Below are 23,675 nucleotides of genomic sequence, written 5' to 3' on the forward strand. Positions count from 1 at the left end.
CGACGAGTGACTGAACACTCGATCCTTAACGCAATGGACGACGACACTAACTGAAACACCGACCGCGTAGCGCCGTCGCAGCCCTGGTTCGCGCTTTCCCGAGTCAAGGGCGGGAGGCGTAGCAGACCGCCGACGCAGCATGACGTTAGTTGAGGGTCTCCAGTTTATTTGCTCTCTGCCTGCAGTCACAGGTTCACGAATTGAACAACAGAGCCGCTGAGTTCTGCCCGCACGCGATTGGCCGTCCTGACGACGTCAGGAACGACCAATCGATTAGCTCAGTAGCGGGAGTTCAGGTGAGTGCCAGACCATCGCGATAGGAGTGGAGCAAGATCGTCCCTCTCCTGAGCGGACGCTTCCGTTGCCCACAATTCCAGTAATTCGCTGAAGTGGGTCTGGGTGTCAGCGTTACTTGCGATAAAAATCGGCTTCAGATCGTCATAATGCTGCATTATCCAGCTGCGTCCAGCTGGCGTTTCGATGAGCGGCACAACCATGCGGCGAACTACTTCATCTGCACGCTCGACCAGTTTCCCCTCAATCAGCAGGAGCTTCCCCGTGGCTTCGAGTAGCCCGGCCAGATTCTCCACCGCAGGCAGCGCGAGTAACTGGTCCCGGAATGTTGCCATGACGGCACGACGATGCGTTGATGACAAAATGGTGGCTGCTTTAGTCCATGCGAGAGCATAGGGACGTTCGGCTTGCGACACTAGATCAGGGAGGAGGTCGCTCAGCGCTCCGAAAAGATCTGCCTGTTGGCTACTCTTGCCTGTGGCAGGAACCTTCGCGAGAACCGCAACATCAAGCATCGGCTCGTTTGCGGCGATTATGGCGCGCCATTGTTCACGCTTCACGTCCTTCAACGCGCCAAGAAATTTGCCCTTGGCGCGTCGGCGGTCAGCTACTGACGCTCCGCCCGTTGATGAAAGCAAAGCTACGTAAATGCGGAGCGCCGAGCGACTTAGGCCGGCAGCGGCAAACTGGGTCCAAAAGTTGGTATACTCTGGAAGCGTCGCGAGGAGCGCGCTCCCTGCCGCGTCGGGCATCAACCGAAGATAGCGTTCGACATCTCCTACGATGGCTTGGACGGGCAAGCGCCCCAGGTCGTGCGTCAGCGCTCGCCGCGTGAGCAGTGGCGAGATTAATCCAGAGGTCGACGGGTCGTTTGTTGCTTGGTTGACTAGATGACTTGCGAATGAGGGTGGAGAAAACCGAGTAAATTCATTATCTACAGCTTCGACGAACCAGGGGTTCGCACCAACAAAATCATCCCAACTTTGACCGTAAGCGGTACCTAACGCAGTTTTGCTGGCAAGCATCAGCGCGACGAAACGAGCAGCGGGATTGTAGTCGCCCGCAGCAATTAACTGTTCCACGTTTTTCTGAAGAACGCCTTCAGCGCCTAAGGCATGAAGTTTCTCACGTGCCGCTACTTCAACCAGCGACAAGCGCCCGAGAAGGAGCGCGGCAGCTTCGCTGGAAGCGCTCGTTGCTTCTGTGGTACGTAGAACCGAGTCGGCTGCGACAATAGCCGTCGTCCACGATTCCGGCGGTTCCCCGTCGAGCACGATACGCGCGCGTGCTTCTTGGTGTGGCGCCGGGTTCGTCGCAGAAAGTCCCTCCACGAACGCACTGACGATCGCATTGGGGCTGTGAATGGTCCGTAACGGTATCTCGGCATCGTCATCCTTCCACAACGCCGAAGTCACGTCGAGGAAGAGAGTCGCATCGCCAGGCAAGAGAACGTTAGGGCGCACCAGTTCAGCCGCTGCAGCTCGCGTCCAGAGCATCTCAATCAAGCTGACCAAGCGCACGCGGCGGCTGTGGGCCTGGAATAGCGAGTGTTGCGGTATCGTCGGGATCGCGATCGCGACGTCAGCCAAGAAGGATTCAAGCCGATCCGGCGGGCAACTTGTAGAAAGCATTTCAAACGCATCGACCCCACCATCCTCAAGCATGTCTCCTGCAAGGAAATTTCGGCGGAGCTTGCGCCATGCCGATCTGAGCCACGGCGCGTCATCGAGCTCGGCTCGCGCTAATAGTGTGACAGCTCTAGGTAGCGATCCGTCGTCATTCGGTAGATCGTCCAGCAGGCGATGAATAATGCCTTCAAATCCTTTAACCTGCGCGGCCTCGCGCAATGTGGCGACGTCGGTCTTCGCGAGCGCAAGCTCCAAGCGCGTGCCAAGTAGCACTTGCAAAGCGTCTTCCAGCGGAACGCTGAATCGCAACGCGGCAAGAGACCGCGCCCATTCCGCATCTTGATCTGAAAGGTCGAGTGCGGGGTTCGCAATCGCCGCATGGATGTCCTTCTCGATAACGGTGCGATGGATAACGAAATACGCGATTGATACCAACGGGATGCCCGCATCAGACCACTGCAACCACAAAGTAGCAATTGCATTGATCAACTTATTGATGTCACGCGGAGTTATCGCAAAACGTGAATCGATGGTTCGTGAGTAGATCCGGCTAACCTGAAAGCTCCATTCATCTTCGTAAATATCGCCGAACACAGCTTTCATCTGACACGCGAGATAACTTTGCCAATGAGAGGAAACGGGAGGCGATAAATAAAAGGTAATATCGAACGTCTTGTCGACGAATGACCTAGCAGCAGCTGCGCTGTCTTTCATATCAAGAAACATACCGCTGATCGCATTCTCATCGACGGGCAGGATTATTGTGGGCAATCTAGTGCGCGGTAATGCGTCTCCTTCCTCCAGCGCTCCAAGGAAGAAGCTTCGGATCGTATTCCACATCTCAATAGCTTCTTTTGCTGGTAATCGATCAAGATTATCAATTACAAGGACAAAACGCCGGTTGTCCGCCGAGGCAGCTTTGATCAGTTTGCGAAACTGGTCTTGAAATTCGAGCGTAGTTGGCTCGGGCGATTTTATCACGCGCTTTGTTTCTTCAGAGACCTGCTTATTGAGAAAGAGCGCCAAGAGCGACGCACTTTCTCGCTCCTTGCGGTATTTATTCCAGTTGCCTCGTGACCAAAATGCTTTTGAGAACGGGTTGCGGTGTGGACGCCACGCAAACCATACCGACAACATGATTATAGCTGGCGCAATAATCATCGAAAAACCTGCTGGAAAAGCAGCGCGCTCGTACCAAGTGGAATCGACCTTACGCATTAAGGTGTACCAGTCGGTTCCAATCAGGCGAGTGCCTGCAGGCACGAGCACAAGCGAGAGAAGGACTAGCCAGCCACCCGCCGTAAGGCGGGGGGAGGAAATGGTCTTAGTGTCTTCGATACGTCTATTTAGGACATCGATATTTTCCTGCCAGTCGGCAGCTTCGATCAGCTTGTGGCTGTCTAGAAAGGCAATAAGTCGCTCAAGGAAGGAACGCTTAGGTGGGTCGCTCTGATGTAACCATGCATCATAGCAAAAGATAAAGGTGTGCTTGGGTCCATCCTCTGGAAGGCGCTTCCCAAGTAGACGCACGACGGTAGATTTCCCGCTTCCCCATGGGCCGAGGAGTCCGATCATTTTAATACGGTCGTGCGCGGTGATCACGCCCGCAATTGCCGTAGCTACGCGATCATGTGCTCCGAAGGAGTCGCTGTCGGATGCACTATCCTCGATGAAGTTTAGATGATGAGCCGCAATCGCGGCGCGAGATATAGTAGGCATCAAACTCCTATCAGGTCGAATTTCCAGCGCAGTCCAGCCCTCCAGCGGAGCCTACATAATGTCGCAGGTCAATGCGCGTCTTAGCCCCCAGAAGATCCCAGTTCACCAAATCTCGTTTTGAAGGCAGCCGATCATTCATTTGAAAATGGCACCGCCTTGTTTCCGATGGAGACAAGGGAGGACGGCGCATGTGGCAACGCGGGTTTAGCGATGCGTTGCATGGGTATACCTTCGCGAGACAAGGCGGTGAGACGGTTAATCCTCGTCGTAGCGTCTCAATAGAGTTGACCGATCATTTTTGGGACAGCATACAAGCTGGATCTAGAACCCAGTGAGACAGGGTGGTTGTATGTTGGTAGGTTACGCGCGCGTTTCGTCGGTTGGTCAGTCGCTGGAGGTGCAACTCGATGCGCTGAAGGATGCCGGCTGTGAAAAGGTTTTCTCTGAGAAGCGAACTGGCACAACCACCGCTGGGCGCGATGAGCTTGCCGAAGCACTGACGTTCGTGAGGGACGGTGACACATTGCTCGTCACGCGACTTGACCGCTTGGCGCGCTCGGCTGCCGACCTGCACACTATCGTGAACAGATTAAGCGAGCGTGGCGTCGGGTTCCGCTGTCTTCAACAATCCGGAATGGACACGACAACAAGCACAGGCAAGCTTCTCCTTGGGGTGCTCGCATCGATTGCCGAGTTCGAAGCTGACATCCGTCGCGAACGTCAGCGTGAGGGAATCGATCGTGCGAAAGCAGCTGGTATCTACAAGGGACGTAAACCGTCTGTAGATGCCGCTGCGGTGCGTTCTCTGCGTGACCAAGGGCTCGGGGGTAGCGAAATAGCCAAGAGGCTCGGTATCGGTCGTGCGAGCGTTTACAGGGCGCTACAAGCCAACAATGCTCAGTGCTGAAGAAGCCGGAGAGCGCGACTTAAAGCTCGCCTCTAATCCGAGGCAACCTCCTAAGGGACGCCACTTCTATACAGCTCGCGGCACCTCGGTGCGGTGCGCTCAGGGTCAGGCTCATCGACCCTGTTGTGACACCGCCACGCGGGACGCAAGATTGCGGATCGACCCGATCTACGTGGTTGTGGATCAGTCGTTCCTCCGCACCGCCTCGCCGGTCGTCAGGAGGAAGTCCTAGGGAATGCTGGAAGCTATTACCCGGATGCTGCCAATCCGGCGGTGCCGCGGCTCGAGAGCCATCCACCGGGCTGTCATGCGCTGCTACTTTGGTTGATGTTTAGTTGGTGTTAAGTTGGTCAAAATCGCTTTGTTTCAGCGACTGCCATTCACTTGGGTTTGCCAATTTCGGCAGAAAACTGCGGTTTTCCTGCTTTGTCATAAAATAGGCTTGGTTGAACGGTTTAACCAAGCCCACCTTGCTTGCTTCGCAAAGCGGATCGCAGGGGTAAGCTCATCCCGATAGCATTTGCCTGTCATGTGCTTCCCCATGAGTCCGCCGTCATACCCGATTAAGGTCAACGACCGCTTCCCACCAGGTCGCGACGTTCGGGATCGGCAGAGCGGACGCCAGGAGCGGACAGACCGGAAGCGCCCAATTGCAGACATTCGCCACTTGGGCGATGATGCTGCCATGGGTATCCTGATGGTCATTCTGCTGACGCTGGCACTGCTCGTCTGCAACCTGATCTACTGCGGGCAGCGGATCATGGCCGACCTGCGACAATCGCGGCGCACGAATGTGACATTGGGCTCGTTTGCCTTCTGCGGCGCGCTTATGGCTACGGGTGTCGATGGCCTGGGCCACGCTCGCCAGTCTCGCCCATCTCTAGAGCCAGCTAACGCCCATGTGTGGACGGCCCTCCGTTGGCAAGCTTGATTAGTCGCTTCGCACTGCTGGTTGGTGCGGCCATGTGTCCGACCTGTTGGTGCGGCGCATGGTGCCGCTGGCCGTAATGCCATTCGCGCGTTTCGGGTCCCGATCAATTGCACGCACTCGTGGTGCTTGGGCGCTTTGGGTTCTCCCGATCCGGCGGTTTCAACCGGCTTTGTGCATTAGCTTCTGTTCGCCCTTCCCAACCTCGTCAGGCGCGGTCGACCGCGCCGTGTTCCTTATGCGATCTGCGGCTCGCGATAGCGCTCGCCGCTGGCCATCATCGCCCAGATCATGCGGGCATTCTTGTTGGCGAGCGCGACCGCAGCAACCTTTGGCTTACGCCGCGCGAGCAGTTGCACGAGCCACGGCCGCTTCGCACCGTTGCGCTCGGCATAGCGCACCACCGCCATCGCCCCGACGATCAGCATATGGCGCAGATACTGGTGCCCGGCCTTGGTGATGCCGCCAAGCCGCTCCTTGCCGCCGCTGGAGTTCTGCCGCGGCACCAGGCCGATCCATGCCGCGAGGTTGCGCCCTGAACGAAAGATCGCCGGATCGGGAACGGTGGCAACGATCGCGCTGGCGAGCAGCGGGCCGACGCCAGGTATCTCCATCAGGCGGCGGCCAAGCTCGGTCTCGCGCGCGCTTGCCAGGATCCTGCGGTCGTTGTCGAGGATCTGCTCCTTCACCATGCGCAACTGAGTGGCCAACATTTCCAGGCAGACCCGCGCATCCGCCGGCACCCGTTCGTCAGTCGGATCGGCGATGACGTCGAGGAGCTGATCGATGCCGTTCCTGCCGATTGGCGCCACGATTCCGAACTCGGCAAGGTGCGCCCGCAGTGCGTTCGACAGCTGCGTGCGCTGCCGATTCAGGATCAGCCGAACCCGGTGCAGCATCATCGCGCTCTGCTGTTCGGGTGTCTTGATTCCGACAAAGCGCATGGTCGGCCGCGTCACTGCCTCGCAGATCGCCTCGGCATCGGCCGCGTCGTTCTTGCCCCGCTTGACGTACGGCTTCACATATTGCGCCGGCATCAGCTTCACGTCGTGTCCCAGCGCGACCAGCTCACGTGCCCAATAGTGTGATGATGCGCACGCCTCGATGCCAACCAAGCAGGCCGGCAGCTTCGCGAAGAACTTCAGCATGCGGCCTCGCGTCAGCCGCTGGCGGATCACCACCGCGCCATCCGCATCGACACCGTGCACCTGGAATACGTTCTTCGCGATATCCAAACCGATCGTCGTGTCGTTCCTCATCGTGGCTCTCCTTCCGGCTCTCTCCGCAGATCATTCTGCGGGAGGGGTGGAGAGCCGTCCACGTCATCAATTGCGGACGTTGCGGGGCTTTTCTCCTGCTCCAAACCTGCCATTAATCTATGAGCAACGTAGGAAGATCGAGATGCACTATCCGCTAATGGACATCACAGATCGAATCTCAGAACCTCCAATTTGGTGGCTCCAAGGTATTCCCCGATACTGTGACTACCATCCACATGAGGCTACATGGGGATCGACGAATTTGTTGGTGCGGGTATGCTGTCAAAATTGCCATCGCACGTTCGACGTTGCGATCGGCACAAACGCGGTATTGAAAGAAGGCATTGTAGACCCGGTGCTAGGATACCCTTTCGACAGCAAGACCGGAATGATGATCGATTTCCCGAACGGCGATCCGCCCTTTCATCTTGGGAAAGACGGCTTCAATTGCATTGGAAACACGATGGGCGCGGAGTGGGTTGCCATCTTGCAGGTATGGGAAGGGAGTTGGCCGAATTGGAACCGGAGGCCCGACCTTGAGGGGCCATCACCAGACAGTCCAATCTAAAGAACGCCTGTTACGCTCCTACAGCAGACGGTCCGCAATCCACCAGTTTCAGCCATGGCAGCTGCCGCCCACTTGCGGACATTCAGTCGCAAGATGCCGCGTTCTATTGCGGACGTTCCCCCCTTCATTATTGTCGGGCAAATGACAGGGGAGGCGAACATCGCGGCTCGGGTTGCAGCAATCAGCTACACGCTCGCTATTGCCGCGATGGTATGGTTCACGTTCGCATTCTTCGGGTTCGACCTTAAGGGCGACGTCAGCGGGCTGATCGTGTTTGCTTTGCTCGCGCTATCGCCGATCCCCGTCTGCATTCTCTGCTTCCGAAGAGATTAGCGGACCTTCCACTTTCCACCACTTTCGGCCGTTCAGGCTGGCGAGCCGTCCAACGTCCGCTAACGCCCGTTTGCGGCCATTCGTACATGGCGGCTCGATCGCCAGCGCGTGCTATTTTAGACCGCCCGTGCGTGTCCGACGTGGCAGCGAAAACCCAAATCGGTGGGACATCCACTTGAAAGCACTCAATGGGGCTGCGCCTGCGGCAATCAGAAGCGAAACGCTCCAATACTGATCGGCATATTCAAACGGGCTCCCGCTAGTGAACTGCCGATACAGGCTAGGCATGAGAAGCAGCAGGGGTAGAGAAGCCAGTCCTAATGCGACAAAGGCTGAAACTAGCCGACTCTTACGCCCGATCATCATACTGGCACCCTCGACTATGCCATGCGACAGAGCTGCGGCGAGACAGCTTAGGATGACTGCGCCAATGATGCCGAATAGTACCGCCGCGATTGCCGGTCCGATCATGTTGCAACGGTACCATATCAATCATCCCGTGCAAGTCAGAAGCTGCCTGTCTGCTTTCCACCATTCCCGGCCATGGCAGCTAACGCCCAATTTCAGTCATTGAGCCGCAGGAACAACTTGGCTGAAAGCTGCCGCGTGCGGCGCTCGCTTCGCGGGAAGCGTTATGCCTAGTGAGGCGGCGCACCATCGGACCGCCCGCCAGTGAACGTCAGACACACCTCCTCGTTGCCGCCGTATCCTGCACACCGTCTGCTTGTTCGGAGAGAAGTAGACCACGACCTCCCGGCCGTTCGCGGCGTGTCGTGCGCGCCATTGGAACTGGTCACCTGATCGTGAGCCAGTCGGGTCTTCAGGACCCCAAGAGGTTAGCCCCTCCGCTTCCACTAGTTGACCAGCAAATGCCTGTGACGGGATCGTGGAGGGACGGCTAATCTGCTCAGCCACGAGCCCCTCCCGCTTAGCGGCGGGGTCACTGAATGTAGCGATCACCTTCGGCTCCGCCGCAGCGGCTGATAGGATCAGAAGAAGGACGAGCATTGATGTTCTCCTAGGGATCGGTCCTGTAATCACAGGAGCGGAGCAGCCTGTTTCCACCTAAGCTGTTAGCCTCAACATGTGCAGATATTACGCAGAAAAGGTCTGCTTCCTGCTGCGGCCACCCAAAAGCAGCCAGTCCCCTAACCACCAATCCCGGTCATTCACGAAGCGCGAGGTGCAGCCCGAAAGCGGACGGGCAGCGAACGCCCAATCCTAGCCCTTTGCTCGCGTTGGCCGAGCGCCTAGAAGCGGTCGGTAGGTAAGGGGGCGAGAGCGATGCTTGGCAAGATTGTTGGCGCTACTTTGATTATTACAGCGTCCCTTCCGAGTAACGCACAGGTCCCGCCTGCACCATCATTGCCGGGCCAAGATAGGCTGAGCGAGGAACTGGTTCGGTCAATCGAAACGAAAAACTTAGCTGCCTATGGAGCGCTTCTGTCCGACGCCGTGCATGTATCTGAGGATGGCAAAGAGGTAGCTCGCAGCAAGACAGACTGGATGAACACGTTTGGGAAAAAGCTGTCCGCTGACGGCGTTGTCTTCAAAATGGCTCCCGGATTTTCGTCCACAGGACGCCTCCTGTTTATCGAGTATTTTAATTCAGCCGGAAGCTGGGGCGGCGATGTTCCAGCACATTGTTGCTGGTCCTACGACGCGGTGGCCTACGACCTCGCTGGCGGAAAGGTCATTGCGATACGGCGTCTTCGCGGAGGCAATACCAAGCTGGATGAGCGCGGTTCACCAGCGAAATAACGTCGGCTAATCGCCATCCCCTTCCCGAAAGCGGACGGTCGCCTTTCCACCAATGTCGGCCATGGCAGCAATCGCCCACTAGCCGACGTAAGCCGATCACGGTACTTTCGCTCAAAGCGGACGGTGGGGATCAGTTTGGATGAACAAGTGCATCTTGCTCGCCTTGTCGCTGACGATGATTCTGGGAGGCTGCGCCAGTCGGAAGCCTCCGTTCTCGCGCGCCCAATTCCTTGCTGCCAAATTGCGGTGCGGTGCGGCTGACGCCTACATGATCGAAGCCGCTCCCAACACTATTGGCTTTCGCGGAACGTCCGACGACCACGTTAGCCAAGCAAAGTGTATGAAGGAACATTTGGCGGAAACAGATGTGCAAACCGTCGTTCTTGGGTCACGGCTTTACGTATAACTTCGGTTCCGATGTAAAGCCCGCTCTCGCTGCGTCGGCGGGAAAGCGGACAGACCGAAAACCAGCCGGAGTCCCGAAAGCCGACCGTCAGCAGTCCACCAGGTCGCGACGTTCGCGATCGACAAAGCAGGCGCCAGAATTAAAGCGCGCAAGCACCGAAGTTATCCGAGCTGGCGCCCGGCACCGTATGACAGGTCGGTGCAGCAGCCGTTGCCGGGTCGTCGTTCTTTGTCACGCCAAGTGTCACGGGATGTGTCACAGCGCTTGAACAAGAAACCGCAGAAAACCGTCGTTTCGGAGAAGTGGTCGGGGAGACAGGATGCGAACGGAGGACCAAGTCCCCCGAGTTACGTACGGTGAGCCTATGAGCCGAAGATCGTGTTTGCTGCCGGCATGTCGAGCGCCGTCGGTGCCCTGCTTAGTTGGCGTGTTGCCAATGGTGTTTCCGAGGTTGCATTCTCAACCTGAGATGAAGTGTTCAACTAAACGGGATCTGACGCGAGCATATCAAGGAAGCATGGTCTCGATGCTCCCAGCATGCTCGGCCTTACAATATCGAGCGGGCTCTGGCTGGAGCTTCGCGGGCGCCGTACAGGGCGATGGCACTGATCGACAATCCCCTAAATACCGACCCCGAGCTTGGCTCTAACCGTCTCGCATCGAAGCGGGATTCGAGATCGAGCTTGCCTCGGAATGGTGTACCATTCCGAGGCAAGCTTTAGCAAAGCACTAAGGTACAGTTGCTAAGACACGGCGCAGATGTCGGAGAGGGGCCCAACTGGGGCGGGACAAGTCTCACCGCTCCGCAGCAGCGCGACGGTATTCAGCAACGAAGTCCTAAGGCTTGATCGTTGGCCTGACCCGGATGCTGCCAATCGGCGGAGCCACCGAGGGTCTGCCATCCACAGGCTGGCCAGGCGGTGGTAGCCGCTTTCCAGCGTGCAGACCTAATGGCGCGGATTTCGTGCTCGTTGCGCGGGAGCCTTATATTGCGACATCGAAGGCTCGTCGCAACGTTGCGCACGCTCGATCAGCAACTCCGTCGTTGCGTCCCGATTTACCGCCCTCGAGAACAGATAGCCTTGTCCAAGGACGCAGCCGGCTGCTTGTAGAAGGTCGACCTGATCCTCGGTCTCTATCCCCTCGGCAATGACACGGATGTCTAGTTTCCTCGCGATCTGGATCAGACCTTCCACAATCGCCATGCTGGCGTTGTTGGGAGCCAGACGATTGACGAAGCTCTTGTCGATCTTGATGATGTCCACAGGCACGGTGAGCAAGTGAGTCAGCGAGGCGTAGCCCGTGCCGAAATCGTCAAGTGCAACCCGAAGACCTTTCGCGCGCAGCGTCTCGACAGCCTTGCGAACCATGTGGTCGCCATCGCCCATGTAGACGGTTTCTGTAACCTCGACGATAACGTGCTTCAGCGGAACGCCCTCGCGTCCGAAGGCCGCCGCGAGCATGGAGTCGAGGGTGCCACCATGCATGTCCGCGGACGAGACGTTGACGCCGACGTGCTGGAAGGGGATGCCCATGTCGAGCCACGCACGAACGTCTGCCGCGACGAGCTTCATCATCCGCTCCGTCAGCGCCTTCGCGACGTGCACGTCCTTCATCGCCTCCTGGAAATCGCCGGCGGATATAATGCTGTCGCCCAGCCGCATCCTGCACAGAGCCTCGAGCCCCACGATGTCGCGCGTGTCCAACCGGACGACCGGCTGGTAGAAAGCCTCGATCCGGTTTTCGAGCAGCGCCGCATCCACTTCCCGGATGTGGCCCAAGCGGCGGGTGATGTTTGTTCCTAGCCCCGGCCAGTACCGCACGAAGCCGCCGCGTCCGGTTTCCTTTGCGTGATATAGAGCAAAGTCCGCGTTTTGGCGGACCCGTTCAGCTATGCGGTCGCCTGCCGATAGCACCGCACCACCAACGGTCGCGCGCGGCACGACGAGGTGGTCGCCGCATTCTGCAGGCTCAGCCAGCATCTCCAGGATGCGTTCAGCGGTTTGCTCCAGGTCACGTAGCTCTTCCGGCGCCTGGACGATGATGGCGAACTCGTCGCCACCAAGGCGGAAGGCTCGCTCCCTGGCTGACGCTGCGGTGATCCTGGCTCCGGCAGTCTGCAGAAGGCAGTCACCTGCTTGATGGCCAAACGTGTCGTTCACGAGCTTGAGGTTGTCGAGATCAAGAACGAGCAGCGCCCAATCCCCCGGCCGTTCGCAGTCGAGCGCCGCTAACGCAACATCGAACGCTGCTCGGTTGGACAGCCCGGTGAGCGCGTCAGTGAAGGCGCGGCGCTCATGTTCGATGACGCGCTGGTGCCGCTCCAAGGCAATGATGCATAGATGCACGCAATTCCGAACGATCTCCCTCTCAAGCTGTGTCGGACCTCTGCACTCACGATAGTAGAAGGCGAAGGTGCCGATCGCTTCCCCAGCCGCGTTGAGGATCGGCTTGGACCAGCATGCGCGTAGGCCGATAGGAAGAGCCAGATGCTTGAAAGCCGCCCACCTGCGATCGTTCGCAATGTCGGTAACCGTCACCTCCTCGCGAAGGAAGGCGGCGGTTCCGCACGATCCAACGTGCGGGCCAATCGGCACCCCCTCCAGTGCTGCCGAATACTCGGCTGGGAGACTTGGGCCGGCAAGAGGATGGATCAAGCCTGCTCGATCAACCGTCAGAACAGAGCAAACGGCACCGGGCGCGAGTCTTTCCGCCTCCTCGCACATGCGTTCCACGGTATTTGCCAGTGTTTCGCCGGTCGCGATCATCTCGAGAATGGTATTCTGGAGCTCTAACACCGTGATTCGACCTGACGTCGGTTGCGAGCCTCGCTGAAGATTCAGAGCTCGATACCGAATATGAGCAGGAAATCTTTAACAACTCGCGCTCGGTGCCAATGAGCTAGGCATTGTCTTTCCTCATTCGTACCCTCAATCGAACTGGATAAACGAGTCGCATGACGTGACTTGTGGCCCACGCGGTCTAGGTGGTGCGGACAGTTATCTAGGCCGCAGTACGATGGCCGCATGGCGCTAGGATCCAGACGGCTACTGGGTGGAGATCAACGATTATCCGAAGCCGAAGAGTGGCCATTAGAATGTGTACTGTCGTCGAAAGTGCATTCGGACGATCGTAGTCAGGCTTCGATCAATTCGCGTATGCGGCCAGCAAGCGCATCCATGCCAAAGGGCTTGGTCAGCACGTGCATGCCTGGGTCGAGATGACCGTGGCTGAGCACGGCGTTTTCAGCATACCCAGTGATAAAAAGCACCTTCAGATGGGGACGGATGTTGCGCGCCGCATCTGCCACCTGTCGACCGTTCATGCCGCCCGGCAGGCCGACATCGGTGATCAGCAGATCGATCCTCAGGTCGGAGTTCAGGATCTTGAGTCCCGCCGCGCCGTCGGCGGCCTCAATCGCCGTGTAGCCCAGATCGGTAAGGACCTCAGCAACGAGCATCCTCACGGTAGGCTCGTCATCGACGACCAGCACCGTTTCACCGGCCTCTGCGCGAGGTGACTGCTCGAGGTCTGTTTCGATCTCCCCCGCCTCCGCCTCTCCGAAGTGTCGCGGCAGGTAGATGCACGCCATCGTGCCTTCGCCCACCTCGGAGTAGATGCCGACCGAACCGCCGGACTGCTTTGCGAACCCGTAGATCATCGAGAGGCCCAGGCCGGTGCCCACGCCTATAGGCTTGGTCGTGAAGAACGGGTCAAACGCCTTCTCAATGACGCCCGGCGTCATGCCGGTGCCCGTGTCGGACACGCACAAGGATATGTACTGGCCCGGCTCCAGCCCCCGTTGCTCGGCCGCACGATGATCCATCCATCTATTCGCCGTCTCTATCGTGATCTTGCCACCTTCCGGCATGGCGTCGCGTGCGTTGATGCACAGGTTGAGAACCGCGTTCTCCAGCTGGCTGGGGTCGATCAAACTCGGCCACAGCCCGGCCGCATGCACGGTCCCGATCTCCACCGCCGGACCGACGGTGCGGCCGATCAGATCCTCCATGCCGGAGACCAGCTGCTTCACGTCCGTCGGCTTCGGCGCGAGCGTCTGGCGCCGCGAGAAGGCGAGCAGTCGATGCGTCAGCGCGGCGGCGCGCCTTGCGGCCCCCTGCGCCGCATTCACGTACTTCTCGACATCCGCCACCCGCCCTTGCGACACGCGGACCTGCATCATCTCCAGACTGCCGGAGATGCCCGTCAGGAGATTGTTGAAGTCGTGCGCCAGCCCTCCAGTGAGCTGTCCCACCGCCTCCATCTTCTGAGACTGGCGCAGCGCATCCTGCGTCGCCATCAGTTCGGCCGTTCGCTCGGCGACGCGGCTTTCCAGGGTGTCGTTGAGTTCGCGCAGCCGCTCCTCCGCGCGCTTCCGCTCGGTCAGATCGAGCATGGCGCCGATCATGCGAATCGCGCGCCCGTCCTCATCCCGAAACACGTGCCCACGATCGAAGACATCGGCGAACGTCCCATCCGCGCGACGGAAGCGGTATTCGGCTGCCCAATGGTCGCCAGCGCCGTCGATGACTGCATGGATGGCGGTGTCGACACGGTCGCGGTCATCCGGGTGAATGTGCTCCATCCACCAGTCGCCGGTCGGCTCGACCTCGTCTTCCGCATATCCGAACAACACGGTGACCGCCTCGTTCCAGTCCACGCGATTGCTGGCGAGGTTCCAGTCCCAGATAGCATCGTTGGTCGCCTTGGCAGCCAAGCGGTAGCGTTGTTCGGTCTCGCGCAACGCGGCCTCGGCGCTCCGGCGCTGGGTTTCATCGCGGGCGATCTTGATAAAGCCGCCAATGGTGCCGTCGGCATCGTGAAGAGGGCGGACCGACCCGTTTGCGAAGAAGCGCGAGCCGTCACGGCGCACGTGCCAGCGTTCGTCGTTTGCGCAACCTTCAGCGCGCGCCGTGGCGAGTTCCCGGTCTGGCACGCCGGCAGCCCTGTCCTCCGAAGTGAAGAGGATGTCCGCGCTGTTGCCCTCCATCTCGGCAACCGACCAGCCGAACACGGCCGCCGCGCCTGGCGTCCAGTCTAACACCCGATTGTCGGCGTCGACCGTGAAGATGGAGTGGTCCTTCACCCCCTCCACGATGCGCCTGTTACGCTCCTCGCTCTCGCGAAGCTCGGCTTCCGCCCGGTACGTCTCGGTCGAGTCATGTCCCTCGACGAAGATGCCCGTCACACGTCCGCCATCGTCCGTGATGGGTTCGTAGATGAAGTCGAGCATGAGCTCCACAGGTCCAGCGCCTGGAAGCTCGAGGCGGACGGGTGTGCGATCCGCGACGTAACGCTCGCCTGTCCGGTAGACCTGATCGAGCAGGTCGTAGAACCCTTGGCCGATCAGCTCGGGAAACGCCTCGCGCACGGTCTTGCCGACGAACTCCCGCTCGCCGAACAGGCGCCGATAGGTGGCGTTGGCGAACTCGAAGACGTGCTCGGGACCGTTCAGGACCGTGATGAAGCCAGGCGCCTGCTCGAACATGCGACGCTGCCGTTCGGTGTCCGCGGCACGGCGCCGCGCGGCAAGCACCTGCTCGGTGATTTCGGTGCATGCGCAAAACAGACCTTCCACCAGCCCGCTGTCGCCTCGGATGGGCGTGTAGGAGAAGGCGAAGTGGGTCTCCTCCTCATATCCGTGCCGGTTCATCATGAGGGTGATGTCGTCCATGTGTACGGGCATCCCGCCATATGCCTGTTCCACGATCGGGATCAGATCCGCCTCGATCTCCGACCATACCCCCAGGAAGGATCGACCCAGCGCAGCGGGATGCTTGTCACCCAGCACGACGGCATAAGCATCGTTATAGAGGAAGGTCTGCGAAGATCCCCAAGCGACGAACATGGGCTGGTTCGCGCTGAGAAGGACAGACACAAGCGTCTTGAGCGGCGTGGGCCATTCCGCCGGAACGCTGAGCGGCGTCTCAGCCCAGTCGTATGCACGGATTGCGGCGCCCATCTGACCACCGTCGGCGAGGAAGCTAAGCATCTATTGTTCCAATGGATCTCAAGCGTGCGGTATCACTGCTCGTTGCTGCCCGCTACCTATGTTGGCTCCGACGTCTCACGCGACAGTCGGTCACGTCACGATGCGGTCGCTCCTCAACCTGAGTGCTTATAGGCGAGCATTCTTTCCTCGCCGGTCGTCAAGAGGAGGTCCTATGAAATGCTCAAAGCCATCACCCGGATGCTGCCAATACGGCGGTGCCGCGCGTTAAGAGCCATCCACCGGACCGTCACCCGCTGCTACTTTGGTTGATATTTAGTTGGTGTTAAGTTGATCAAAATCGCTTGGTTTCAGCAACTGCCATACACTTGGGGTTGCCAATTTCGGCAGAATACTGCCGTTTTCCTGCTCCGTCAGAAAATGAGGTTGGTTGAACGGTTTAACCAAGCCCACCTTGCTCCCTTCGCAAAGCGGATCGCAGGGGTAAGCTCATCCCGATAGCTTTTGCCTGTCATGTGCTTCCCCATGTGTCAGCCGTGATACCCGATTAAGGTCAACGACCGCTTTCCACCGAGGCTGTGTGAAAACGTCTCGTCGCTACCGAAACGAGCAAGATCCGAATCAACACGGCCATGTTCGTGTAAGAACGGGATCAACTCGCGGCGGACTTTGAATCAATGTTGCGGCTCGTGCGCCTGTGTCCGCGTTTTCACACAGCCTCCACCACTTTCGATCATGGCGGAGCGATCGGCGGGGCGATGATGCCGCTAGGTCCCAACTGGATAGCGAATGGAGATAGGTGAGTAGTGCACTGGCTATTTCGTCGCGCTACTGCAGGCCATATCGGAACGGCATGCCGGATCGGTCTTCCGGGCTGCCGCCATAAGCTGCCCACTGTCGTTCAAAGAACGATACAGAGGATCAGCATCCTGCTTTTTGGCGCACGCGAGCAATAGAGGCATCATGACCTCGGAATCATGACCATGAGCTTTGAGAAGGGCCGCGCTTTCCCTCTCGCCAGTAGCGAATGTGCCGTTGACCTGCATCCGCTTGCCTTCAAACAAAGCGCGTGCCGTTGATTGAAGGGTTAGCGACATCTTGGGATTAGGCCCAGCTAGAGCCAATTCTCTGCCGTAGTGAAATGCCGCTACACAGTGTCCCGGCTTGGAGCTGTCGGGTATTTGGGAAGATGCCGTCCCGCACGCACCGACTGCCAATGTCGATGCTGCAACTATGAGAGCCCGGTAATCTAGCATGGGAGCATGCCTTGCTATGCTAATTATGCCGCTAATATCCGGCAACTGGCTACGAATCCGCTAACGCTTACTGCTGCTCATGGGCTGATGCAGGCGTCGTCGAGCACGCCATTCAGTTGATACGGCCCTGTTCAGAGACGGTAGGGTTGCGCGATGTCCGCCATCACCACACGCCTTACCGGAAGCAGACGGACCGCTATCGCCCAATAGCGGACATTGCGATCCCGCTACGGCGATGTCACAAAGGTGCGGTGAGCAGCGACACATACGAGTGGCTCCCAAAGCCTCCTAGCGCCATGCAGCGACTTGTTGCGGGCATTTTGACAGGAGCTTTGACATTGTCGGCACTTAGCAGCTTCGCCGGTTGGCGCGTGTTCGGCAATCACGACGCGGAGGTGTTGGCGGTAGTGGGCCTTGTGTCCAGCATCGTGTTCTTTCGCTTCATGCCCGGCGTCAAAAGACGATCGTAGCTGGCGCTGTCGGCGTCAGCTTGCCACCAATTCGGACGTGGCAGCAATCGCCCACTTGCGGACATTGCGCTGTCCGAGCATGCTCATCTTCTCACGACAACTCGGAGGTGCGATGTTGCGATCGTTCTTACTTGCACTCGGATTGTTCGTTGCGACGGTCGTCCCTGCCGATGGGCAAGCGCCCTCCCGTCATATTGGCATAGTCCTCGGCTGGGACGTGAACTGCGCGATGCGGGCAGATGGCAAGGCAATAACGTCCTGTGGCTTGATGCTTCAAGAGGGCAATCTAAAGGTCCTCGTCGGTGTCGATCGCAGCGTAAGCTACACTGTCTCGAAAGACTGTGGGCATCCGCATAACTACTGGCTTCGCACAGGTCCGATTGAGGGTGGGGGCGACTTGTCCTTCTTGCTGGCAGATGTCGCGACTGCTGCGCAGTTTGACGGCAAGATCAGAGACGATACCTGCACGAAGCAGAGCGCCCCGGTGGCAGGGGCGTTCGAGAACCTAAAAACGGCACTGATGATGCTTCGAACGTTCCCAGCCTCACCGGAGAATAAGGGTATTTGGCTGAACTGACGACTCGATGGGACGATGCGCTATCGCTCTTTGTCTCACCGCGAACATTTACATGCCGCGTATGCCGAATGTCCGCTTACCACCAATTGTCGCCGTTCGTCATTGTGGCGGCGCTCAGCGAATGAGGGCTTCCAGGTGGCCACGAAAGTGGCAAAAAGCGCCCGCAAAATTCTGTCCGGCGTAGATCCGAGCCCGCCTCATCGGGCGGGCTTACCCGTTTCAGGGGGTGTACGATGACCGTTTCTGCACCGCACCTCGCCAAGGCTCGTCGCATCGAGCAACTTACCACTGAACTTTGTTGCGACGCTCAAGGAGCGGCTGGGTAGGCCTCGCCTACTTCGGAGGCTGGTTCGATGTTCTGCCCCACATCGTGCGCGAAACCTCTAGTTGCTTATCACGGACGGCCCATTCCTGCTGCGTCAAGCACACGCGCCTGACACTGATTCTGCTGCCAGTCACTGGCTCCTGCCGACATACCTTGGTTTCTTGCTTGGCGCCCGCAGACGGCTGGGCCTCGCCAGCTTGGCCTATGGCGAGCAATGCAGCAGCGACGAATAGATCTATGGTCATATTCACCTCGACTCGATTGCGAGGTCTTTAGATGCCACAATTAAATAAGGGAGAGAAGCTCGTTAAGCGGCGGTTACCTTCCGGACGAAGGCGTACCCGCTCCTCACATAGACAAGTCCCGTCGCATCGAGCAGCTGGCCAGCGACCTGCATAGCCTGGCCTTCGACGTTGCCGAGCCATCCCGGTGTATCGCTCGATCGGATCAGTTAACCGCCGAGGGTGAGCGCATCGCTGCTGCTGTACGGGCTGAGTTCCGTGGCATCGTAGGGTGAGCAAGCGCAAGCCATGGCAGCACACCGGACCTGACAAGCGCCTGCTTGGCCGTGCTGGACAGGTCCAGCGTGCCCGCCGCCTCGCCCGTACGCGATGGCCTATGCGAGATGTGCGACGCTGAGGGCCGCTTCACCTTCGACACCGTGGTCAACCACAAGGTGCCCCTCACCCGTGGCGGTGAGGACACCGACGAGAACACCGAGAGCCTCTGCGACAAGCATGACGCGATCGTGACCGCCCAGCAGTTCGGCAAGGCCGAGCCGATCACGGCGGAGGGCATAGGGCGCGATGGCTCTGTCAGAGCGAATGCACCAATCGTTAGGTGGGGCGGGGTAGGGCATGCCCCGCCCCCGCAAGCCTGCCAGCCGTTTCGGTACTTCAATTCATCGCCAGAGGTGATCCTCCTGGTGGTGATGATGTACGTGCGATTCCCACTATCGCTGCGCAACGTCGAGGACCCGCTGTTCGAGCGCGGCATCGATATCTGCCACGAGACGGTGCGGATGTGGTGGAACAGGTTTGGTCCAATGTTCGCCGGCGGATGTCGCCGGCAGCGTATCTCGAGCATGCGCGGCTTTCTTCACCGGCGCTGGCATTTGGACGAGATGTACGTGAAGCTGAATGGCGAGATGGTCTACCTCTGGCGAGCGGTTGATCACGAGGGCGAAATCCTCGAAAGCTACATCACTAAGACCTGCGACAAGGAGGCGGCGCTGCGCTTTATGAAGAAGGCGCTAAAGCGTCATGGCAGTCCTGAGGCGATAACCACCGATGGTCTGCGCTCCTACCGCGCAGCGATGAAAGAGCTGGGCAACGAGCAGAAGCAGGAGGTCGGTCGCTGGGCTAACAACCGGGTCGAGAACAGCCATCTGTCCTTTCGAAGACGAGAGCGAGCGATGCTGAGGTTCAGGCGGATGAAGACGCTACAGAAGTTCGCCAGCGTGCATGCCAACGTCCACAACCACTTCAACCTCGAACGCCATCTTGTTGACCGCGAGACCTACAAGGAACGCCGCTCAGCCGCGCTGGCTGAGTGGGGTCAGGTCGCGAGCTAGGCTGTCCTGCTCAAAGAGCGAAATGCAGCTTGTGGAGAGCGGTTCGCATTAGACTGACAGCACCCTTCTGACGCTTGACAACCAGCACGAGCCGTATGAGTTTTGATCATGATTGTTCCGCTGCTGCTCTTGATGGCTCAAGCCGCAATCTCGACCTCACCGTCGCAGGACGACGTCATTGTAACCGGTCGCCGGGCCGAAAAGGCGCTGGAGGCATGCCTCGCCCGCAATTGCCCCCCTGCTGAAGATGTCGAGGCATCGCTCTTGTCCTCAGTCGAGCAGTTCGCCGATGGCCGCTACCGCGATGCGCAGCGTACCCTGCAGAGCGCGATTCGCCGCAACCGCGATCATGCCGCAGAGCTGCCAGGGCCGGTGTCGAGCCTCTACGCCACATTAGCGAAGGTCGCAGAACATGAGGGTGATACCGACCTTTGGCGCTCATCGGCACGCAACGACGTACTGGTGCTGCGACGTCACCTAGGCGAGAGCAACATAGCAACATTACGTGAGGAACTTGTCTTTGCTGACAGCATGGTCGGGCTCGGCGCGCTCGACTCGGCCGCCACCAACTACCACATGGTTCAACAGAAGGCGGCGAAGCGCGGTGAAGTGAAACTGGCGGCCCACGCGGCTTTTCGGCGCGCTTGGCTGGCGCTGATGTTAGGACGGGAAAAGGACGCCGAGCGGTTTGCCGACGAGGCGGTAGAAATCGCCGGCCCGGGCAACCGGCGGATGCTGGAACTGCGCGATATCCTGCACCTGCGGATCGCGATCCGCCCTAGCAACGAAGGTGCCGTGGATGCGCTGGCGGCACGGTTGCGCCAATCAACGGCCGAGGCGCCCGTTATATTGTTCCAGCGCCCGGTCGAGGACATCAATCCGTCTCAGACTTTCATAGTGCGAAATCCACAGCTCGACTCCGCCATTCGGTTTTCCGATGTCGGTTACTGGGTTCGGTCGGACGGAAGGACTGCAGAGGTTGAGGTGTTGCGCAACTCCGGGCTTGGTCCATGGGCGTCCGTCATTCTCCGACAAGTCCGTGAACGGCGTTACGTGCCGCTTGATGTGGAGCCGGGGCATGCGGGCATCTACCGGATCGACCGGTTCACGGTTAGAGCAGCCATGGGGACACCAATTGGCACGCGCATAAAGCGGCGGATGGGTCCTCTGACTGTGCACGTCGTCGATATTACGGCAACCGACGCTATGAGCGCGGCGCATCACGAGCGCACGCAGGAGACAGGGGCAAATGGGGGAGGCTGAGGTCGCCTGCCAAGCGTGGTAGGAATGCCAGTGCGCAGGCATCAATAGGAGGCATGTCGATCGATCGCGCGGCCGTTCGGCGCTAGTCTTTTGCCTGACGAATGGCAGCTAACCACCAACTTCAGCCATGTCAGCAATCGCCCATCTGTTGCCATCCAGGGCGCCGTTACGAGTACCTAGAACCGGCCGTTCATTCAGTTTCGATCATGGAATGTCTGATCCGAGCACCGGGAGCGTGATCAACCGCTATTGGGTGAACCGGCTACTAGACTGCGTAGTCGGAAGCCGAAGCCATTCTCCCGCGTCCAGATCATCGTTGCGGGCACGCGCCGCTCCTTCCCTCCTGGTGCTCCGGCGAAGAGGATTGTTCCCTCGATCCGTACGCGATCCGGCGTTTCTCCGTGCACACGGCTCAGAGCGAAAAAGCTGTTCGCCGCCTGCTCGGCCCAAAGCTTGGACGCAGCTTCCGACCCGATCGTAGGGGACAGCCCGGCCCAGGAAATCTCCGCTTGATCGTAAAACAGGTATTGAAGGGGCCGGGCAAAATCGGGACCGCGTGGATTCGTGAACCAAGGGGTTCGGAAGATGTTGTAGGCTTGAGCAGCCGCCGCGCGATCGCCGGTCAGCAGCGAACATTCCGAGAGGCGCGTGACATCGTTCCGCGTCCTCTCGGGATCGAGCAGGGAGCACGATGGTAGCGACTCGACAGCTGCCTTTGCGACTTTGAAGCCGTATTGCACGGTCAAGCCAGGATCGCAGGCGCTCTGGGTGCTCTGATGGCTCCTGCCGCGTGCATCAACCGTCTCCACGCGTACCATCCAGCCATGGAAGCAAATTGCCGGGGAGGTCTCTGGCTGCGGTGCGAGCTGGCGATCAAACGCATGGCCGTCTGCTTGCAATGCCTCCCAAGTGCCGAGCGAAACGATCGCAGAAAGAAGGGTGCGAGGCGCTCCACCTTTACCTGCCTGCGATTGTAGCCACTCCACGCGAGGCTCCGACGCCGGGCCGCGGACGAAGTTCACCAGTCCAGCATCCCGGCCATAACCATCGACGAAGAAGGCCCGGATCACCTGCGATCCCTTGCTGGCCAGGTCGTCAATTGCATCCACGCCATACGCATCTTGCTGCTTCTGCTGGGCCTTGATAGCGCAGCGGTCCCGGCCATTATCATCCGCGCACTTGCCGCTTTGAGCGCGGCCGGTCGAAGCGGACGTGACGATACTAAGTGCGAGGATCCCAACAAGCAGCCTCATGATCGCCCCCATAATTCACTGCTGGTATGGAGCCGCTCTTCCCATTGAAGCAAGCCGCTTTGCTGTCGAATATTGGCGGGCGCGATCATCCGTAGCGGCAGCTCGCCTTAATTCGCGCCTAAAAGCAGCCCGTCCGCTCACCACCAAAATGTGACACTCAGGCTTCGCGTCTGATGCTCGATTGCGCACGGCGCGCAACGATGCGAAGCTCGGTCAACATCCGGGGAGAGCAGCTACATGATCGCTATCGCCGCTGCCCTCTTAAGCGCGACTGCGCCAAGCTGCGCCCCTGTGCCCGGTGCAAACCACTTGTGGCAACCGAATATCCGTTGGATCATCGTAGGTGAGATGCATGGAACGAACGAGTCGCCCGACGCTTTCGTCAACCTGATTTGCTTGGCTGCCAAAACGGGGCGTCCAGTTACAATTGCTCTTGAATATTCGTCAGACGACCAGGCTGCTATTGATGCATACCTCTCTTCCGACGGGGCTGCCCAAGCGCGTGCCAGCTTATTAAAGCTGTCTTTGTTCGCGTCCGATATGCAGGATGGCCGGGGTAGTATTGCCTTCCTGCGCTTGTGGGAACAGCTCCGGGTTATGAAGCAAGCAGGCAGAATTGTTGGCGTAGTAGCATCCGACGTTGGTCGATCGACCCCACAAGGACAGGAACGCAATGCGGCGATGGCGCAGACGTGGACCTCGATAACAGCAGCCAACGACGGCATAATCTTAGCGCTAGTCGGGAACCTTCATGCCATGCGTAGGCCAATAACTATTGCCAACCGAACCATCGTGCCTGCGGGATCCATCATGCCGGCCAAGCGGACCATCACGATGACCATCGACGGTAACGGTGGAAAGGCTTGGAATTGCCAAGATGATGGCTGCCTACAGCATGACAACGGCGATCCTCGCCAAGCAGCGCATGGTATCACGTATTTAACGGCCGCGGACAGGCAGTGGGACGCCACTTACGAGTTGGGCGTTCCCACCACCGCGGCGGTTCCGGCAAATGGAACAAAGCCGGCACCACCAAGCAAGTAGACAACGTTGAACGGCGGCTATCCACCACTTTGGCCATGGCAGCTAGCGCCCAATTGCGGTCGTTCAGCTCAACATTGCGGCAACCCAAAAGCGGACATTGCAGCGCGATAAGCAAAGGGACATACAGCGGCATGACCTCAAGCGAAGATCGCCTGCTGATC

Annotated in this window: 13 protein-coding genes and 1 pseudogene; 8 read left to right on the forward strand and 6 right to left on the reverse strand. The window is 59.0% G+C overall.

Going from position 1 to position 23,675, the window contains the following annotated elements:
• Positions 1–278: 278 nt before the first annotated feature.
• Positions 279–3,641, reverse strand: coding sequence for a KAP family NTPase (locus NV382_RS15030; protein ID WP_260597525.1), 3,363 nt, complete (start codon positions 3,639–3,641; stop codon positions 279–281).
• A gap of 349 nt (positions 3,642–3,990) precedes the next feature.
• Here NV382_RS15030 and NV382_RS15035 point away from each other — a divergent pair, with 349 nt between their 5' ends.
• Complete coding sequence (locus tag NV382_RS15035; RefSeq protein ID WP_260597526.1) at positions 3,991–4,548, forward strand: recombinase family protein; 558 nt, start codon at positions 3,991–3,993, stop codon at positions 4,546–4,548.
• A gap of 553 nt (positions 4,549–5,101) precedes the next feature.
• Here the strand turns inward: NV382_RS15035 and NV382_RS15040 are convergent.
• Positions 5,102–5,407 carry a hypothetical protein gene (locus tag NV382_RS15040; RefSeq protein WP_260597527.1) on the reverse strand — a complete coding sequence of 102 codons (306 nt, stop codon included), beginning with the start codon at positions 5,405–5,407 and terminating at the stop codon, positions 5,102–5,104.
• Between the two features lie 305 nt (positions 5,408–5,712).
• Positions 5,713–6,735 (reverse strand): IS110 family RNA-guided transposase, encoded by a 1,023-nt coding sequence (locus NV382_RS15045; RefSeq protein WP_260597528.1) that lies wholly within the window; start codon positions 6,733–6,735, stop codon positions 5,713–5,715.
• A 622-nt stretch (positions 6,736–7,357) separates the two neighbouring features.
• On the opposite strand from NV382_RS15045, the gene NV382_RS15050 reads away from it, so the two are divergent.
• Together NV382_RS15050 and NV382_RS15055 are read left to right on the forward strand one after the other, a co-directional pair.
• Positions 7,358–7,636, forward strand: coding sequence for a hypothetical protein (locus NV382_RS15050; protein WP_260597529.1), 279 nt, complete (start codon positions 7,358–7,360; stop codon positions 7,634–7,636).
• 1,284 nt (positions 7,637–8,920) lie between these two features.
• Complete coding sequence (locus NV382_RS15055; protein WP_260597530.1) at positions 8,921–9,397, forward strand: hypothetical protein; 477 nt, start codon at positions 8,921–8,923, stop codon at positions 9,395–9,397.
• Between the two features lie 1,353 nt (positions 9,398–10,750).
• Here NV382_RS15055 and NV382_RS15060 read toward each other — a convergent pair.
• Positions 10,751–12,571, reverse strand: coding sequence for a putative bifunctional diguanylate cyclase/phosphodiesterase (locus tag NV382_RS15060; protein WP_312026751.1), 1,821 nt, complete (start codon positions 12,569–12,571; stop codon positions 10,751–10,753).
• A 368-nt stretch (positions 12,572–12,939) separates the two neighbouring features.
• Entirely contained in the window at positions 12,940–15,795 is a 2,856-nt protein-coding gene (locus NV382_RS15065) for a hybrid sensor histidine kinase/response regulator (RefSeq protein ID WP_260597532.1), read from the reverse strand.
• Between the two features lie 1,763 nt (positions 15,796–17,558).
• Here NV382_RS15065 and NV382_RS15070 point away from each other — a divergent pair.
• From NV382_RS15070 to NV382_RS15080, 4 genes and pseudogenes are all read left to right on the forward strand, one after another.
• A complete protein-coding gene (locus tag NV382_RS15070; RefSeq protein ID WP_260597533.1) occupies positions 17,559–18,056 on the forward strand; it encodes a hypothetical protein in 498 nt (165 codons plus the stop codon).
• 950 nt (positions 18,057–19,006) lie between these two features.
• A pseudogene (locus NV382_RS19785) lies at positions 19,007–19,060 on the forward strand (hypothetical protein); the annotation flags it as partial.
• Between the two features lie 153 nt (positions 19,061–19,213).
• Entirely contained in the window at positions 19,214–19,954 is a 741-nt protein-coding gene (locus NV382_RS15075; RefSeq protein ID WP_470423655.1) for an IS6 family transposase, read from the forward strand.
• A gap of 108 nt (positions 19,955–20,062) precedes the next feature.
• Positions 20,063–21,217: a hypothetical protein gene (locus NV382_RS15080; protein ID WP_260597534.1), complete on the forward strand. Its 1,155-nt coding sequence runs from the start codon at positions 20,063–20,065 to the stop codon at positions 21,215–21,217.
• A gap of 239 nt (positions 21,218–21,456) precedes the next feature.
• Here the strand turns inward: NV382_RS15080 and NV382_RS15085 are convergent, their stop codons facing one another.
• Positions 21,457–22,470, reverse strand: a complete 1,014-nt coding sequence (locus NV382_RS15085; protein WP_260597535.1) for a hypothetical protein — start codon at positions 22,468–22,470, stop codon at positions 21,457–21,459.
• A gap of 237 nt (positions 22,471–22,707) precedes the next feature.
• On the opposite strand from NV382_RS15085, the gene NV382_RS15090 reads away from it, so the two are divergent.
• The gene (locus NV382_RS15090; protein WP_260597536.1) at positions 22,708–23,514 is read left to right on the forward strand and encodes a hypothetical protein; all 807 of its coding nucleotides are present in this window, start codon (positions 22,708–22,710) and stop codon (positions 23,512–23,514) included.
• The last annotated feature ends 161 nt before the right edge of the window (positions 23,515–23,675 follow it).

Origin of the sequence: Sphingomonas endolithica (assembly GCF_025231525.1) — a bacterium.
GTDB lineage: Bacteria > Pseudomonadota > Alphaproteobacteria > Sphingomonadales > Sphingomonadaceae > Sphingomonas > Sphingomonas endolithica.

Bases quoted from the DNA above. Each gene is read 5' to 3' on its own strand.
- NV382_RS15060 (WP_312026751.1), bottom strand. From the start codon at position 12,571: ATGATCGCGACCGGCGAAACACTGGCAAATACCGTGGAACGCATGTGC.
- NV382_RS15035 (WP_260597526.1), top strand. From the start codon at position 3,991: ATGTTGGTAGGTTACGCGCGCGTTTCGTCGGTTGGTCAGTCGCTGGAG.
- NV382_RS15085 (WP_260597535.1), bottom strand. From the start codon at position 22,470: ATGAGGCTGCTTGTTGGGATCCTCGCACTTAGTATCGTCACGTCCGCT.
- NV382_RS15055 (WP_260597530.1), top strand. From the start codon at position 8,921: ATGCTTGGCAAGATTGTTGGCGCTACTTTGATTATTACAGCGTCCCTT.
- NV382_RS15050 (WP_260597529.1), top strand. From the start codon at position 7,358: ATGGCAGCTGCCGCCCACTTGCGGACATTCAGTCGCAAGATGCCGCGT.
- NV382_RS15030 (WP_260597525.1), bottom strand. From the start codon at position 3,641: ATGCCTACTATATCTCGCGCCGCGATTGCGGCTCATCATCTAAACTTC.
- NV382_RS15045 (WP_260597528.1), bottom strand. From the start codon at position 6,735: ATGAGGAACGACACGACGATCGGTTTGGATATCGCGAAGAACGTATTC.
- NV382_RS15080 (WP_260597534.1), top strand. From the start codon at position 20,063: ATGATTGTTCCGCTGCTGCTCTTGATGGCTCAAGCCGCAATCTCGACC.
- NV382_RS15090 (WP_260597536.1), top strand. From the start codon at position 22,708: ATGATCGCTATCGCCGCTGCCCTCTTAAGCGCGACTGCGCCAAGCTGC.
- NV382_RS15065 (WP_260597532.1), bottom strand. From the start codon at position 15,795: ATGCTTAGCTTCCTCGCCGACGGTGGTCAGATGGGCGCCGCAATCCGT.
- NV382_RS15070 (WP_260597533.1), top strand. From the start codon at position 17,559: ATGCTCATCTTCTCACGACAACTCGGAGGTGCGATGTTGCGATCGTTC.